Here is a 14,799-nt window from a genome sequence, read left to right on the forward strand (position 1 = left end):
CCGAACGAAGTCCGCGATGTCTCTTTCGGCGCGGTAGAAGAACGGATTCTGCTCCCGCTGGCCGCCGGATTTCAGCTCCTCCCTTGTGATTTCAGCTCCTCCCTTGTGTAGGTGACTCTGCGCACGGAGCTGCCGGGCGCAGCCGCGCGAACGCGGGACACGACGAGGTCGTCGAGTGCCCATGCGGTCACGGCGGTCCGCGAGTACTTGTCCAGGAACTTCAGGGGACCGTACTTATTGATCATGAAGAGGTCGCCGGCGATCGGGATGACGCCGATCTGACATGGGCCGCTCTCTGCTGGCGTCGTTGAGGACGCGTTCGATGACTTGGCCGTGCTCGTCTTTGACGCAGCCTGGGCCCCGACTCCCGACGCCGAGAGCAGATGAGCCGCGACGATCATTGCGAAGGCCTGCATCGCCCTGATCATCGCTTTCTTCCGAGCTTGGCTTCCTTTCAGCATCGTCACTGCGCGAAATACGGCGGCAATATCTTGTCCAGCCGTTTGGTCAGGAAGTCGCGCGTGATGTCGCGCAGGGCGATGTTGTTGGCGGAGTCCGCGGCCGTCTCCGGAAACATGGACTTGTCCACCTTCTGCAAAAGCTCGTTCGAAACGAAGTTGTCCGCCATACGCTTCATGACACCTTCGAACGTTACGGCGGGGCCTTTCATGATTTCGAAGGTGCGGCCGTCGACCCACGTCACGCCGATATAGGAGAAGACATATGCATATGAGATGAGACCGACACCCCGGCTGAAGATGCCGACGCCGCTGAGCGACTGATTGGTACCGTCAAGCTGTCCTTCGCTGCGCATGACGACGAGATAGCGCTCGCAACCGGCATTGCCTGCGACCTGCCGGATCAGGTTCGACAGCTCATCGCGCTGATTGCGGAACAGGCCGGATTTGGGGTGGTAGTAGGAATCGAGTGCGCCCTTGGCGTAAGTGATCCGTCGCACCGGCGTGTTGCCTGCCGCGGCCCGCGCCCGCGCAAAGACGAGGTCGTCGAGGCCCCAGGATACCGGGACTTCGGCATAGTCGTTGCCGAACACGGTCAGACCGATCTTCTGGACGACGAAGATGTCCCCCGTCCCCGCAATCACGCCGACGCCACACGGACCGGCAGTCGCCGACTCCGCAGGCTTCGGCTTCGCCGTCACTTTCTTGGCTGTTGGCTTTGCTTGTGGCGCGGTCTGAGCGGCGGGAGCGGTGGTTGCGGGAGGGGTTTGCGCCGCTGCCGAAGTCAGGAAGAACAGCAGGATGAGCACCGGGGCAGCAAATCGAAGCATGGATTCCAAGGATCAGAGGCGGGAGGTCATCGGATACGCCACACTAGGGTGGGATCGTGACAACCGCAAGCTGCAGCCCGGGATCGCTGTCTATCCGGTGAGCCGCGGCCGCTTCCACCGATAATACTTCATCACGAACCCATTCGACGGCTCGATCTCTTCCTTCTCGAACACAGCGCTCGTACCAGCGCCAGGCCTTTTCGTTTTCGCGGACGCAGCGCAGATACATTTCATCCGGCATTTGCGTGCGCGTGAAGGCGAGCAATTGCCGTCCGAGCGATTGGCCCTGGTAGGCGGGCCCGACGAACAGCATGTCGAGATAGAGTTTTGGCAGATGCAGCGCCAGCATGGCGGCGATCGTGCCATTGTCGTCGGCGACGAACAGGCACCAGCCGTTCTCGATCTCACGCCTGATGCGTGCGCGCAGGTTTGCCAGCAGGAACTCACTCGCCTCGGCGAGGCCGGTCGAGACCCAGCTTTCCATCCAGACGCGGCCGATCTCGTCATATTCGTCAGGGCGGGCGGTGCGGATGATCGGATCAGGCATCGGTGCTCTCGGTTCGATCTGCCCGCCTTGCGCGCGGGGGCCCGCTTGAATGATCGCGGCTATTCAGGAAAATTCCCGCCTAGCCACGTTGGCCGCGCGTGGCCTGCCGCGGGCGCGCCTTACCGGCCGACAGGCACACCACCTCGGAGATCTGCAGCAGCTGCCGCGCCAGCGGGCTGGTCTTGCGCCAGACCATGCCGATGGTGCGCGAGGGCTCGGGATCGCGGAAGCGCGACAGCGAGACCGAGGCCGATCGCGTCTCCACCGACACCGCCATTTCCGGGATCAAGGTGACGCCGATTCCGGCGCTGACCATCTGGACCAGCGTCGACAGCGAATTCGCATCCAGCATCTCGCGCGGCGGCGCCGATTGCATGTTGCAGAACGACAGCGCCTGATCGCGGAAGCAGTGCCCCTCTTCGAGCAGCAGCAGCCGCATCTCGCGCATCATCTCGCGCGATGGCACCGGTGTGCCTTCGTCGGAGCCCGGTCGCACCAGCAGGAATTTTTCGTCGAACAGCGCGACCTCGGTGAGCGAAGGCTCGGACACCGGCAGTGCGACGATGGCCGTGTCGAGCCGGCCTTCCACCAGTTCCTGGATCAGCCGCGGCGTCATCGTCTCGCGCACGCGGATGTCGAGCTCCGGATGCATGCGCGTCAGATTCTTGGTGATCTTGGGCAGCAGATAGGGCGCGATCGTCGGGATCATGCCGATCCGCAGCCGGCCCGCAAAGCGGTCCTGCGAGGCGCGCGCGAAATCGCCGAGCTCATCGACCGAGCGCAGGATGTCGCGGACGCGCGGCGCGAGCTCCTCGCCGAACCGGGTCAGCGCCACCTGCCGGGCGCTGCGCTCCAGCAGCAGGCCGCCGAGCGCCTCCTCCAGTTCCTTGATCTGCATCGACAGGGCCGGCTGGGAGATCGAGCTTGCCTCCGCCGCGCGGCCGAAATGGCCGTGACGCGCCAGCGCGTCGAAATATCTGAGCTGGCGCATCGTCACGTTGACCATCAGAAAATCCTATCGCAGCGATCATTAAAGTCAACTTCCCCTGATCGAATGCGAAGCCTAGAGTAATTCTACCTGGTCAAGGGCGAGTTCGACGCCACCAGAGGAGGTATTCATGGATGACACTTCGAAGTGCCCGTTTTCGGGCGGAAAACCCACGCGCGTGAACCGCGACTGGTGGCCGACCCAGCTCAGCATCGAGATGCTGCACAAGAATTCAACCCTGTCCGACCCCATGGGCAAGGAGTTCGACTATGCCAAGGAGTTCAAGTCGCTCGACCTGAATGCCGTCATCAAGGACCTGACGGCTCTGATGACGGACTCGCAGGAATGGTGGCCCGCCGATTTCGGCCACTATGGCGGCCTCATGATCCGCATGGCCTGGCACAGCGCCGGCACCTATCGCACCACGGACGGCCGCGGTGGCGCCGGCGCCGGTCAGCAGCGTTTTGCGCCGCTCAACAGCTGGCCCGACAATGCCAATCTCGACAAGGCACGCCGTCTGCTCTGGCCGATCAAGCAAAAATACGGTCGCAAGATCTCCTGGGCCGATCTGATGGTGCTCGCCGGCAACGTCGCGCTGGAATCGATGGGCTTCAAGACTTTCGGTTTCGCCGGTGGCCGCGCCGACGTGTGGGAGCCGGAAGAGCTCTATTGGGGTCCCGAAGGCACCTGGCTGGGCGACGAGCGCTACAGCGGCGAACGCCAGCTCGCCGAGCCGCTCGGTGCGGTGCAGATGGGCCTGATCTACGTCAATCCGGAAGGCCCGAACGGCAAGCCGGACCCGGTCGCCGCGGCCAAGGACATCCGCGAGACGTTCGCCCGTATGGCGATGAACGACGAGGAAACCGTCGCGCTGATCGCCGGCGGCCACACCTTCGGCAAGACCCACGGCGCAGGCGATCCGTCGCTGGTCGGTCCGGAGCCGGAAGCGGGTGCGCTCGAGGACCAGGGCCTCGGCTGGAAGAGCAAGCACGCTTCGGGCCTGGCGGGTGATTCCATCACCAGCGGTCTCGAGGTGACCTGGACGACGACGCCGACGAAATGGAGCAACAACTTCTTCGAGAACCTGTTCAAGTACGAATGGGAGCTGACGAAGAGCCCGGGCGGCGCGAATCAGTGGACGGCCAAGGGCGCCGAGGCGATCATTCCGGATGCCTTCGACAAGTCGAAGAAGCATCGGCCGACGATGCTGACGACCGACCTCTCCCTGCGCCTCGATCCGGCCTACGAGAAGATCTCGCGTCGCTTCCTGGAGAACCCGGATCAGTTCGCGGACGCGTTTGCCCGTGCCTGGTTCAAGCTCACCCACCGCGACATGGGTCCGATCCAGCGCTATCTCGGCCCGCTGGTGCCGAAGGAAACGCTGATCTGGCAGGATCCGATTCCGAAGGTGAACCACGAGCTGGTCGGCGACCAGGACATCGCCGCGCTGAAGACCAAGATCCTGGCTTCCGGCCTTTCGGTCTCCGAGCTGGTCTCGACCGCATGGGCGTCGGCTTCGACGTTCCGCGGCTCGGACAAGCGTGGCGGCGCCAACGGCGCGCGTATCCGTCTTGCGCCGCAGAAGGATTGGGAGGTGAACCAGCCGGCTCAGCTCTCCAAGGTTCTCGGCAAGCTCGAAGCAATCCAGAAGGACTTCAACGCATCGGCCGGTGCGAAGAAGGTCTCGCTTGCCGACCTCATCGTCCTCGGCGGTTCTACCGCGGTCGAGAAGGCTGCGAAGGATGCCGGCGTCGACGTGAAGGTTGGCTTCACGCCGGGCCGCATGGATGCCTCGCAGGAGCAGACCGACGCGGACTCCTTCGCCCCGCTGGAGCCGCGGGCCGATGGCTTCCGCAACTATGTCGGCAAGAAGCATCAGTTCCTGCAGCAGGAGGAAGCCCTCGTCGATCGCGCGCAGCTGCTGAAGCTGAGCGGACCCGAGCTGACCGTGCTGGTCGGCGGCCTGCGTGTGCTCGGCGTCAATGCGAACGGTTCGAAGCACGGCGTCCTCACCGCGAAGGTAGGCACGCTGAGCAACGACTTCTTCGTCAACCTGCTCGACATGAGCGCGCAGTGGACGCCGGTGGCTGACGGCACCTACGAGGCCCGCGACCGCAAGACCAACGCGGTGAAGTGGACCGGCACGCGTGCCGATCTGATCTTCGGTGCGCACTCGCAGCTCCGTGCCTTCGCCGAGGTCTATGCCTCGTCGGACGCCAAGCAGCAGTTCGTGCAGGACTTCGCCAAGGCCTGGACCAAGGTGATGAACCTCGATCGGTACGACATCGCGGCTTGATCCCTGAGCTTCAAGCAAGCGACAAACAAAAAGGGCGGCCGCGAGGCCGCCCTTCGTGTTGCTGATGTGCGAAGCGATTACTCGCCGGCGGCTTCGCGCGGGGCCTTCTCGCCCTCGCCCTTGCCCTCGAGGTCTTCGCCGGTGGCCTGGTCGACCACCTTCATCGACAGCCGGGTCTTGCCGCGGTCGTCGAAGCCGAGCAGCTTGACCTTGACCTTGTCGCCTTCCTTGACGACGTCGGAGGTCTTCTGCACGCGCGCCGAAGCGAGCTGGCTGATGTGGACGAGGCCGTCCTTGGAGCCGAAGAAGTTCACGAAGGCGCCGAACTCCATCACCTTGACGACGGTGCCGTCATAGATCTGGCCGACTTCCGGATCGGACGCGATCGACTTGATCCACTTGATCGCGGCCTTCATCGCCTCGCCGTCGCTGGAGGCGACCTTCACGGTGCCGTCGTCCTCGATGTTGACCTTGGCGCCGGTCTTCTCGACGATCTCGCGGATCACCTTGCCGCCGGTGCCGATCACTTCGCGGATCTTGTCGGTGGCGATCTTGAAGGTCTCGATGCGCGGCGCGTATTCGCCGAGCTCGGCGCGGGCGTTGGTGAGCGCCTTGGCCATTTCGCCGAGGATGTGGATACGACCTTCCTTGGCCTGACCGAGCGCGACCTTCATGATCTCCTCGGTGATGCCCTCGATCTTGATGTCCATCTGGAGCGAGGTGATGCCCGCTTCCGTGCCGGCCACCTTGAAGTCCATGTCGCCGAGATGATCCTCGTCACCGAGGATGTCCGAGAGCACCGCGAAGCGCTTGTCTTCGAGGATCAGGCCCATCGCGATACCCGCGGTCGGCCGCTTCAACGGCACGCCCGCATCCATCAGCGCGAGCGAAGCGCCGCAGACCGAAGCCATCGAGGACGAACCGTTCGACTCGGTGATCTCCGACACCACGCGCGTGGTGTAGGGGAACTCGTGATGCGGCGGCAGCACCGGGTGGATCGCGCGCCAGGCCAGCTTGCCGTGGCCGATCTCGCGGCGCTTGGTGCCGCCGAGGCGACCGGTCTCACCGACCGAGTAGGGAGGGAAGTTGTAGTGCAGCAGGAACGTCTCTTTGTACGTTCCGGACAGCGCGTCGATATACTGCTCGTCCTCTCCGGTGCCGAGCGTGGTCACGACCAGCGCCTGGGTCTCGCCGCGGGTGAACAGCGCCGAGCCGTGGGCGCGGGGCAGCACGCCGACTTCGGCGATAATGTTGCGCACAGTCTTGCTATCGCGGCCGTCGATGCGCTTGCCGGTGTCGAGAATGTTCCAGCGAACGATCTTGGCTTCCAGCTCCTTGAACACGCCCGAGACGCGCAGCTTGTCGTATTTCGGCTCCTGCCCTTCGGGGAAGTAATGGGCGATCACCTTTTCCTTGACCTTGCCGACCGCGGCGTAGCGATCCTGCTTGACCGGAATGGCGTAGGCGGCGCGCAGCTCCTGCTCGACGAGGCCGAGCATTTCCTTCTCGAGCGCCGAATTGTCGATCACCGTGACTTCGCGCGGCTCCTTGGCGGCCTTCTCGGCGAGCTCGATGATGGCGTTGATCACCGGCTGGAAGTGGCGGTGACCGAACATCACGGCGCCGAGCATGATGTCCTCGTTGAGCTCCTTGGCTTCCGATTCCACCATCAGCACGGCGTCGGCCGTGCCGGCGACGACGAGGTCGAGCTGGGTGTCGACCATCTCGTCGAGCGTCGGGTTGAGGATGAACTCGTCATTGGCGAAGCCGACGCGCGCTGCGCCGATCGGGCCCTTGAAGGGCGCGCCGGACAGGGTCAGCGCGGCCGATGAGGCCACCAGCGCCACGATATCGGGATCATTCTCCATGTCGTGCGACAGCACGGTGACGATCACCTGGGTCTCGTTGCGCCAGCCGTCGACGAACAGCGGACGGATCGGACGGTCGATCAGGCGGGAGACCAGCGTCTCCTTCTCGGTCGGACGACCCTCGCGCTTGAAATAGCCGCCGGGAATGCGGCCGGCTGCGTAGGTCTTCTCCTGGTAGTCGACCGTCAGCGGCAGGAAGTCGACGCCTTCGCGCGGCGCCTTCGCCGCGACGACGGTGGCGAGCACCACGGTCTCGCCATAGGTGGCGACGACGGCGCCGTCGGCCTGACGCGCGATCTTGCCGGTTTCAAGCTTGAGAGGGCGTCCACCCCAGTCGATCTCGACTGAATGCTTATTGAACATAGAGGTCTTCTTTCATGGGTTCTCGAAAGAAGGACGGCCCGAAAAACAAAAACCATGCGCAAGATTGCGGGACGTTGATCGAAGCGGGCGATCAGCGTCCTGCGATCCTGCCATGGTTTTCGGATTTCGGATGGCGTCCATCCTTTCGGGTCATACGGGCGCCTTGCCCGTTGTGCCCAGCCGCCGGATTGCTGCTGGACTGTCAGTCGGCACGAACGCGAACACCGGATTGCGGTCCTCGCCCATCGTGCCCCGGATGCTCGCCGTCAACGGCTCGCACCCGACGTGCACGCAGCCTCGATCAAAAACCTTTAAACAAACGCTTTCGCTCGAAACCGCGCACGAAAACGCGCGCCAGTGGCGCGCGCGGGAACACTTAACGACGAATGTTGTGCTTCTCGAGCAGCGCCTTGTAACGCGCCTCGTCCCTCTTCTTGAGGTAGTCGAGCAGCGAGCGGCGGGTCGAAACCAGCTTCAAGAGGCCGCGACGCGAATGGTTGTCCTTCACGTGGGTCTTGAAATGGTTGGTGAGGTTGTTGATGCGTTCCGACAGGATCGCGACCTGAACCTCCGGCGAGCCGGTGTCGCCGGCCTTGTTGGCATTCGTCTTGATGACTTCCGCTTTGCGTTCTGCGGCAATCGACATCGTCAATTTCTCTCGTTGCGACCGGTGCTGGCAGTCAGACCGGTCAGGTTGAACACACGCTTGGGGATGATTTCGCCGTTGCCGACTTCAGCAAGCGCCAATAGACGGCCTGCCACCGTGACATAGACTGTGCCGCTACTAGTGGGCGCATCCCGTCCGCGCAATAAAACGGCCTGGCCCCTATGGAGCCTTGCCGCATCAGCCCGAGTGACGGCCAGTGCCGGGATGTCGTCCAGCGCGGTCTCAACGGGCATCAGCGCGTCGGCGAGGCTGCCCTCGCCGGACGCGGCTCTATCGCATAAAGCCTCCAACTGATCCAGCGGAATCATGTCGTTCTCGCCAAATGGGCCGACCAGGGTCCGCCGCAGCGCGCAGATATGGCCGTAAGTGCCGAGAATCCGGCCCATATCGCGGGCCAGCGCCCGGACATAGGTGCCCTTGCCGCACTCGGCCTCGAACACCGCCCGGTCGTTATCCGGTTGATCCACAAGGGTTAAATGGTGAATTTCGACCGGACGGGGGGCCAGTTCCACGACCTCGCCGTCGCGGGCGAGGTCATAGGCGCGCTCGCCCTGGACCTTGATCGCGGAATAGCGCGGCGGGATCTGCTCGATCACCCCGGTGAAGCGGGGCAGCAGGGCCAGGATGGCCTCCCGGGTCGGGCGCTGGTCGGAGGTCGCGGTGACCCGGCCCTCGATATCATCGGTGTCGCGCTCCTCGCCCCAGCACACAGTGAACTGGTAGCGCTTGCGGCCGTCCATCACGAAGGGAACCGTCTTGGTGGCCTCGCCGAGCGCGATCGGCAGGCCGCCGGAGGCGAGCGGGTCGAGCGTGCCGGCGTGTCCCGCGCGCTTGGCGTTGAACAGGCGCTTGAGCACGGCGACCGCCTGCGTCGAGGTCATGCCGATCGGCTTGTCGAGCACGACCCAGCCATGGACGTCGCGGCGGTCGCGGCGCGGCTGGTTGCCCTTCTGCTTGTTGGCGCGGGGATCGTTGTTGACGCGGCGCGGCTCCTGATGCGGCTGGGAATCGCCGCCGAGATCCGCAAAATTATTTTTCTGCACGTCGCGCTGATCGGTCTCTTCGCCGCCGATCGTGCCGTGAGCCGGGTCCATCGTCATCACTCTTCTTCCCGATCCGAATCCGGATCCTGTTCCAGGTCCTTCTGCACCGCAGGTGTTCGCAAAAGCTTCTCGATCCGTTCCGCTTCGTCGAATCGTTCGTCGACGCGGAAACGAAGGTCAGGTGCAAATTTCAGGTTAACGCGATGCGCGACCTCGCCGCGCAGGAATTTCTTGTTGCGCTCGAGCGCAGCAATGACGACCTCGGTATCGCGGCCACCAAGCGGCATCACATAGACTGTCGCGAGCTTCAGGTCGGGCGACATCCGCACCTCCGGCACGGTGATGATGTGACCCTCGAGGTCATCATCATGCACATTGCCTTGCGCCAGAATCTCGGCCATCGCGTGGCGAACCTGCTCGCCGACACGCAACTGGCGTTGCGAGCCGCCCGGCGCGGAACTTTTCTTCTGATGGTGGCGGGGCATGGTTGGAAATCACCTCGTCGTGCCCGCGTTTGGGACACGAGCATTGTCATTTGTCCTGTTGAAACGAATGCGGCGCGATGGCCGGAATAAATCCGGCCATCGCACTCCCGCAATTTCAGCTCAAAAAGATCCGGGCGCTTCGGTAAGATTTGGACTTACAGGGAGCGCTGGATCGTCTCCACGCGATAACACTCGATCACGTCACCGGCACGCATGTCGTGGTAGTTCTCGAAGGCCATGCCGCATTCCTGACCGGACTGGACTTCCTTCACTTCGTCCTTGAAGCGCTTCAGCGTCGACAGCTTGCCTTCGTGCACGACGACGTTGTCGCGGATCAGGCGCACATTGGCGCCGCGTTCCACGGTACCGTCGGTGACGCGGCAGCCGGCGACCTTGCCGACCTTGGAGATGTTGAAGATCTCCAGGATCGAGGCATTGCCCAGCATGGTTTCGCGCAAGGTCGGCGCGAGCAGGCCGCTCATCGCCTTCTTCACGTCGTCCACGAGGTCGTAGATGATGTTGTAGTAGCGGATCTCGATGCCGTTGCGCTTGGCGGCCGCAGCCGCCTCCTTGTTGGCACGAACCGAGAAGCCGATGATCGCGGCGTTGAAGCCTTCCGCGAGCGTCACGTCCGATTCCGAGATGCCGCCGACGCCGGCATGCAGGATGCGGGCAGCGACTTCGTCGGTGCCGAGCTTCTCCAGCGAGCCGAGGATCGCTTCCAGCGAGCCCTGCACGTCGGCCTTGATGATCAGCGGGAATTCCTTGCGGCCCGCCGTCTTCAATTGCGACATCATCTGCTCGAGCGAGCCGCGCATGCCGGAGATCGAGGCAGCCGCGTTCTCGCGCTTCTGGTGCGCGCGGTAGCTGGTGACCTGGCGGGCGCGGGCTTCGTTCTCGACCACCGCGAGACGATCGCCGGCCTCCGGCGGACCGTTGAAACCGAGCACCTCGACCGGCACCGAAGGACCCGCCTCCTGCACGGTCTCGCCCTGATCCGAGATCAGCGCGCGGACGCGGCCCATCTCGGCGCCGGCGACGATGATGTCGCCGACACGCAGCGTGCCGCGCTGGACCAGCACGGTCGCGACCGGGCCACGGCCGCGATCGAGCTTGGCTTCGATCACGGTGCCTTCGGCCGGGCGATCCGAATTGGTCTTGAGGTCGAGGATGTCGGCCTGGAGCGCGATCATCTCGAGCAGCTTGTCGAGATTGGTCTTGTTCTTGGCGGACACTTCGACGTCGACGACTTCGCCGCCGAAGGATTCGACCTGCACCTCGTGCTGGAGCAGCTCGGTGCGCACGCGCTCGGGCTTCGCATCGGGCTTGTCGATCTTGTTGATGGCAACGATGATCGGCACCCGCGCCGCCTTGGCGTGGTTGATGGCTTCGATCGTCTGCGGCATCACGCCGTCATCGGCCGCAACCACCAGCACGACGATGTCGGTCACCTTGGCGCCGCGGGCGCGCATCGCGGTGAACGCGGCGTGGCCGGGCGTGTCGATGAAGGTGATCTTCTTGCCGCTTTCGGGCGACAGCACCTGATAGGCGCCGATATGCTGGGTGATGCCGCCGGCCTCGCCGGAGACGACGTTGGCATGGCGGAGCGCGTCGAGCAGCGAGGTCTTGCCGTGGTCGACGTGACCCATCACGGTCACCACCGGTGAACGCGTCTCGGTGTCGGTGGAATCGTCGACCTGGTCGAACAGACCCTCTTCGACGTCCGACGCGGCAACGCGCTTGACGGTGTGACCCAGTTCTTCCGCGATCAGCTGCGCGGTGTCGGCGTCGATCACGTCGGTGATCTTGTGCATCGCGCCCTGCTTCATCAGCATGCGGATGACGTCGACCGCGCGCTCGGCCATGCGGTTGGCGAGCTCCTGGATCGTGATCGCTTCCGGAATGATCACCTCGCGGATGAGCTTTTCCTTCGGCTCGTTCGAGGCGTGGCCCTTCAGGCGCTGGGTCCGGCGGCGGAAGGAGGCAATCGAGCGCTCGCGCACGTCGTCGGCATTGAATGCGGTGACGACGGTCAGGCGGCCGCGCTCCTTCTGCGGACCGGGCTTGTGGGTGGTCTTCGGGGGCGGCGCGGGACGCGCAGCGCCGCCAGGACCACGGCGGATCTGGCGCGGACCCTCGTCCTCGTCCGGTCCGGCTGCGACAGCGGGGGCGCGACCCACCGGGCCACCCGGCCGCTGCGTGGTCGTTCCGGGCCGCGCCGTCGTTGTTCCCGGGCGGGCCGTGGTGGTGGTGCCGGGCCGCGCCGCGGGCGCTCCGGGCCGCGGTGCAGGAGCAGGTGCGGCCGTCGTCGTCGTTGCAGGGCGTGCCGCGGATTGCGGTTGCTCGCCTTCGCCAAAACGCTTCTTGGCCTCGGTTTCGGCCTTGCGCTTGGCTTCCTCTTCGTGGCGGTGGCGCTCTTCCTCGGCCTTGCGGCGGGCTTCGGCAGCCTCGCGCTCGGCGCGCTCCGCGCTTTCGCGGACAGCGCGGCGCTGGGCCTCTTCCTCGGCATGGCGGCGTTCTTCGACTTCGCGCACCTTGGCATCGGCCAGCGCGCTGGCGCGGGCGGAACGTTCGTCCTCGGTCAGCGTGCGCAGCACCACGCCGGAGCCGGCGTTGCGCGGCGGTGCTGGGCGCGCGGGAGCGGGAGCGGACGCGGCCGGCGCCGGCTTTGCAACAACCGTGGGAGCCTGCGGCTCGGGGCTGCCGTCGACGCGGCGCTTGCCGCGCTTCTCGACCACGACCTGCTTGCTGCGGCCATGGCTGAAGCTCTGGCGGACAGTGCCCGTTTCGACGCGCGGCTTGAGCGATAGCGTCTTGCTCGGAACGCTCAGCTTCTTGTCGTCAGGGGTCTTGGTATCAACCATTCAGAGTAGTCCTAATCCTGATCTGTTAGCATTGTGCGTTGCCGCACCGTCCTATCGGGTCGTCGTTGTCTCTCAGAAATCCTGGCCGGGCTTTTCGGCAGTCTTGTCATCGTCCGCCATCCGGTATCGGACCAGCATCTGGCTACGTGACAGGAATGACTTGCTCGCCGGGCCCGCGAGCAGGGCAGCATGTATCACATTTGACCGGGTAAGTGCCAAATCCAATTCTATCGATTTCAGCGCAGTGACGACGGGAATCTGCGGCTTCGCGCCGCGATTCCCGTCATTTTGACGTGCCAGCATGTCTAATTTGCGGATTCCGTCCGCGGCCCCGTCGCTGGCATGGATCAGGACCTCGACCGTGCCTTCCCGCAGGGCGCTTTCGACCTTGCCGAAGCCGGCCACAATCTGGCCCGCCTTGGTGGCAATCCCAAGGGCTTCCGTCACGCTCCGGACCAGGAGCGCCTCGATGTCGGCGGGAAGCGTCTGGGGAGTGCGCAGCTCGCGCTTGAAGGCTTTGCTAAATTGGTGACGCCGGACGGCTTCCGCAACCACCTCGCGCGAGGCGGTGACCCACATGCCGCGTCCGGGCAGCTTGCGCTTGAGATCGGGAACTATGTCGCCTTGCGGCGAAATGACGAAGCGGATCAGCTCGTCGATCGGCCGGACCTCGCGACTGACCGCGCACATCCGCATGGTCGCGGACCTTTCGGTCCGCGGTCCATGGTCGAGATCGTGGTCAGTTTCTGCGAGCATCCGGGCGACATTCTCCTTCGTCCTTAAGCCGGCTGATCTTCGGTCGCCTCGGCCTCTTCGGCGGGCTTCGCGAGATCGGCTTCGGTGATCCAGCCGGCCTTGACGCGGGCCTGCATGATCATGGCTTCGGCGTCGTCACGGGAAATGTCGATACCGTCGAGCGCACCAGGGAATTTGGTCTGCTCGCCGCCTTCCTTGCGCTCGGTCCAGCCGACCAGATCGTCGGTGGCGCAGCCGGCGAGATCCTCGACCGTCTTGATGTCGTTCTCGCCGAACTTCACCAGCATCTTGGAGGTGACGCCCGGCACGTCCTTGACGGCGTCCTCGACACCGAGCTCCTTGCGCTTGGCCTCGATCTCGGCCTCCTGCTGCTCGAGATATTCGCGGGCACGGTTCTGGAGCTCCTGCGCGGTCTCCTCGTCGAAGCCTTCGATGCCGGCGAGTTCCTTCAGGTCCACCATCGCGAGTTCCTCGACCGAGGTGAAGCCTTCGGACGCCAGCAATTGGCCGACCACCTCGTCGACATTGAGCGATTCCATGAAGACGCGGGTGGAGTTCTCGAAGTCGGCCTGGCGGCGCTCCGATTCCTCCTGCTCGGTCAGGATGTCGATGTCCCAGCCGGTGAGCTGCGAGGCCAGACGCACGTTCTGGCCGCGGCGGCCGATCGCCAGCGAGAGCTGGTTGTTGGTGTCGGGCACCACGACCTCGATGCGCTCGCGGTCTTCGTCGATGACGACCTTGGAGACTTCGGCCGGCGCCAGCGCGTTGACCACGAAGGTCGCGATGTCGGGCGACCACGGAATGATGTCGATCTTCTCGCCCTGCAGCTCGTTCACCACCGCCTGCACGCGCGAGCCGCGCATGCCGACGCAGGCGCCGACCGGATCGACCGAGGAATCGCGGGAAATCACGCCGATTTTCGCGCGCGAGCCGGGATCGCGGGCCACCGCCTTGATCTCGACGATGCCGTCATAGATCTCAGGCACTTCCTGCGCGAACAGCTTCGCCATGAACTGCGGATGGGTGCGGGAGAGGAAGATCTGCGGGCCGCGGGTCTCGCGACGGACGTCGAAGATGTAGGCGCGGACGCGGTCGCCGTTGCGGAACACTTCGCGCGGCAGCATCTCGTCGCGGCGGATGATGGCTTCACCGCGGCCGAGGTCGACGATCACGCTGCCATATTCGACGCGCTTGACGACGCCGTTGACGATGTCGCCGATGCGGTCCTTGAATTCCTGATATTGCCGGTCGCGCTCGGCCTCGCGTACCTTCTGCACGATCACCTGCTTGGCCGATTGCGCGGCGATGCGGCCATATTCCAGCGGCGGCAGCGTATCGGCGATGGTGTCACCGACCTGGGCGCCGGGATTGGCGCGCTGCGCATCCACCAGCGAGATCTGGTTGGAATGATTTTCGACCTTCTCGACCACCAGCATGTGGCGCGACAGCCGCAGCTCGCCCTTCTTCGGGTCGATCTCGGCATGAACGTCAGTTTCGCTGCCGTAACGTGCCCGTGCCGCCTTGGCGATGGCGTCTTCCATCGCAGCGATGACGATGCCGCGGTCGATCGATTTCTCGCGCGCGACGGCATCGGCGATCTGGAGCAGTTCAAGTCGATTGGCGCTGACTGCCAT

The 14,799-nt window shown here is 64.4% G+C and carries 11 protein-coding genes and 1 pseudogene; 1 reads left to right on the top strand and 11 read right to left on the bottom strand.

The window, feature by feature from the left end; genetic code table 11:
* Window positions 1-71: 71 nt before the first annotated feature.
* The 4 genes and pseudogenes from BJ6T_RS03800 to BJ6T_RS03815 all read right to left on the bottom strand — a co-directional run bounded on the left by BJ6T_RS03800 (window position 72) and on the right by BJ6T_RS03815 (window position 2,841).
* Window positions 72-428, bottom strand: a complete 357-nt coding sequence (locus tag BJ6T_RS03800) for a hypothetical protein (protein WP_014490958.1) — start codon at window positions 426-428, stop codon at window positions 72-74.
* Between the two features lie 35 nt (window positions 429-463).
* On the bottom strand, window positions 464-1,288 hold the full coding sequence (locus BJ6T_RS03805) for a hypothetical protein (RefSeq protein ID WP_014490959.1): 825 nt from the start codon (window positions 1,286-1,288) through the stop codon (window positions 464-466).
* Window positions 1,289-1,378: 90 nt separating this feature from the next.
* Window positions 1,379-1,835 (bottom strand): annotated as a pseudogene (locus BJ6T_RS03810) (GNAT family N-acetyltransferase).
* A gap of 79 nt (window positions 1,836-1,914) precedes the next feature.
* Complete coding sequence (locus BJ6T_RS03815; RefSeq protein ID WP_014490961.1) at window positions 1,915-2,841, bottom strand: hydrogen peroxide-inducible genes activator; 927 nt, start codon at window positions 2,839-2,841, stop codon at window positions 1,915-1,917.
* Between the two features lie 112 nt (window positions 2,842-2,953).
* Here BJ6T_RS03815 and katG point away from each other — a divergent pair, with 112 nt between their 5' ends.
* The gene (katG, locus tag BJ6T_RS03820; protein ID WP_014490962.1) at window positions 2,954-5,119 is read left to right on the top strand and encodes a catalase/peroxidase HPI; all 2,166 of its coding nucleotides are present in this window, start codon (window positions 2,954-2,956) and stop codon (window positions 5,117-5,119) included.
* 77 nt (window positions 5,120-5,196) lie between these two features.
* Here the strand turns inward: katG and pnp are convergent, their stop codons facing one another.
* The 7 genes from pnp to nusA form a co-directional block, all read right to left on the bottom strand.
* The gene (gene pnp / locus BJ6T_RS03825; RefSeq protein ID WP_014490963.1) at window positions 5,197-7,350 is read right to left on the bottom strand and encodes a polyribonucleotide nucleotidyltransferase; all 2,154 of its coding nucleotides are present in this window, start codon (window positions 7,348-7,350) and stop codon (window positions 5,197-5,199) included.
* A gap of 376 nt (window positions 7,351-7,726) precedes the next feature.
* A complete protein-coding gene (gene rpsO / locus BJ6T_RS03830; RefSeq protein WP_008131787.1) occupies window positions 7,727-7,996 on the bottom strand; it encodes a 30S ribosomal protein S15 in 270 nt (89 codons plus the stop codon).
* A 2-nt stretch (window positions 7,997-7,998) separates the two neighbouring features.
* Window positions 7,999-9,117, bottom strand: a complete 1,119-nt coding sequence (truB, locus tag BJ6T_RS03835) for a tRNA pseudouridine(55) synthase TruB (RefSeq protein WP_014490964.1) — start codon at window positions 9,115-9,117, stop codon at window positions 7,999-8,001.
* Window positions 9,117-9,545 (bottom strand): 30S ribosome-binding factor RbfA, encoded by a 429-nt coding sequence (gene rbfA / locus BJ6T_RS03840; RefSeq protein ID WP_014490965.1) that lies wholly within the window; start codon window positions 9,543-9,545, stop codon window positions 9,117-9,119. The genes truB and rbfA overlap by 1 nt, the downstream gene beginning before the upstream one ends.
* Window positions 9,546-9,700: 155 nt before the next feature.
* Window positions 9,701-12,409, bottom strand: coding sequence for a translation initiation factor IF-2 (gene infB / locus BJ6T_RS03845; protein ID WP_014490966.1), 2,709 nt, complete (start codon window positions 12,407-12,409; stop codon window positions 9,701-9,703).
* Window positions 12,410-12,481: 72 nt separating this feature from the next.
* The gene (locus tag BJ6T_RS03850; protein WP_014490967.1) at window positions 12,482-13,165 is read right to left on the bottom strand and encodes an RNA-binding protein; all 684 of its coding nucleotides are present in this window, start codon (window positions 13,163-13,165) and stop codon (window positions 12,482-12,484) included.
* A gap of 23 nt (window positions 13,166-13,188) precedes the next feature.
* On the bottom strand, window positions 13,189-14,799 hold the full coding sequence (gene nusA, locus BJ6T_RS03855; protein WP_014490968.1) for a transcription termination factor NusA: 1,611 nt from the start codon (window positions 14,797-14,799) through the stop codon (window positions 13,189-13,191).

The organism is Bradyrhizobium japonicum USDA 6 (assembly GCF_000284375.1).
In the GTDB taxonomy this organism is placed as follows: Bacteria; Pseudomonadota; Alphaproteobacteria; order Rhizobiales; family Xanthobacteraceae; genus Bradyrhizobium; species Bradyrhizobium japonicum.

What these genes read in the sequence shown, in the direction of transcription:
- BJ6T_RS03800 (WP_014490958.1), bottom strand. Translation starts at nt 428, where the DNA reads ATGATCAGGGCGATGCAGGCCTTCGCAATGATCGTCGCGGCTCATCTG.
- rpsO (WP_008131787.1), bottom strand. Translation starts at nt 7,996, where the DNA reads ATGTCGATTGCCGCAGAACGCAAAGCGGAAGTCATCAAGACGAATGCC.
- infB (WP_014490966.1), bottom strand. Translation starts at nt 12,409, where the DNA reads ATGGTTGATACCAAGACCCCTGACGACAAGAAGCTGAGCGTTCCGAGC.
- truB (WP_014490964.1), bottom strand. Translation starts at nt 9,117, where the DNA reads ATGACGATGGACCCGGCTCACGGCACGATCGGCGGCGAAGAGACCGAT.
- BJ6T_RS03805 (WP_014490959.1), bottom strand. Translation starts at nt 1,288, where the DNA reads ATGCTTCGATTTGCTGCCCCGGTGCTCATCCTGCTGTTCTTCCTGACT.
- BJ6T_RS03815 (WP_014490961.1), bottom strand. Translation starts at nt 2,841, where the DNA reads ATGGTCAACGTGACGATGCGCCAGCTCAGATATTTCGACGCGCTGGCG.
- rbfA (WP_014490965.1), bottom strand. Translation starts at nt 9,545, where the DNA reads ATGCCCCGCCACCATCAGAAGAAAAGTTCCGCGCCGGGCGGCTCGCAA.
- katG (WP_014490962.1), top strand. Translation starts at nt 2,954, where the DNA reads ATGGATGACACTTCGAAGTGCCCGTTTTCGGGCGGAAAACCCACGCGC.
- BJ6T_RS03850 (WP_014490967.1), bottom strand. Translation starts at nt 13,165, where the DNA reads ATGCTCGCAGAAACTGACCACGATCTCGACCATGGACCGCGGACCGAA.
- nusA (WP_014490968.1), bottom strand. Translation starts at nt 14,799, where the DNA reads ATGGCAGTCAGCGCCAATCGACTTGAACTGCTCCAGATCGCCGATGCC.
- pnp (WP_014490963.1), bottom strand. Translation starts at nt 7,350, where the DNA reads ATGTTCAATAAGCATTCAGTCGAGATCGACTGGGGTGGACGCCCTCTC.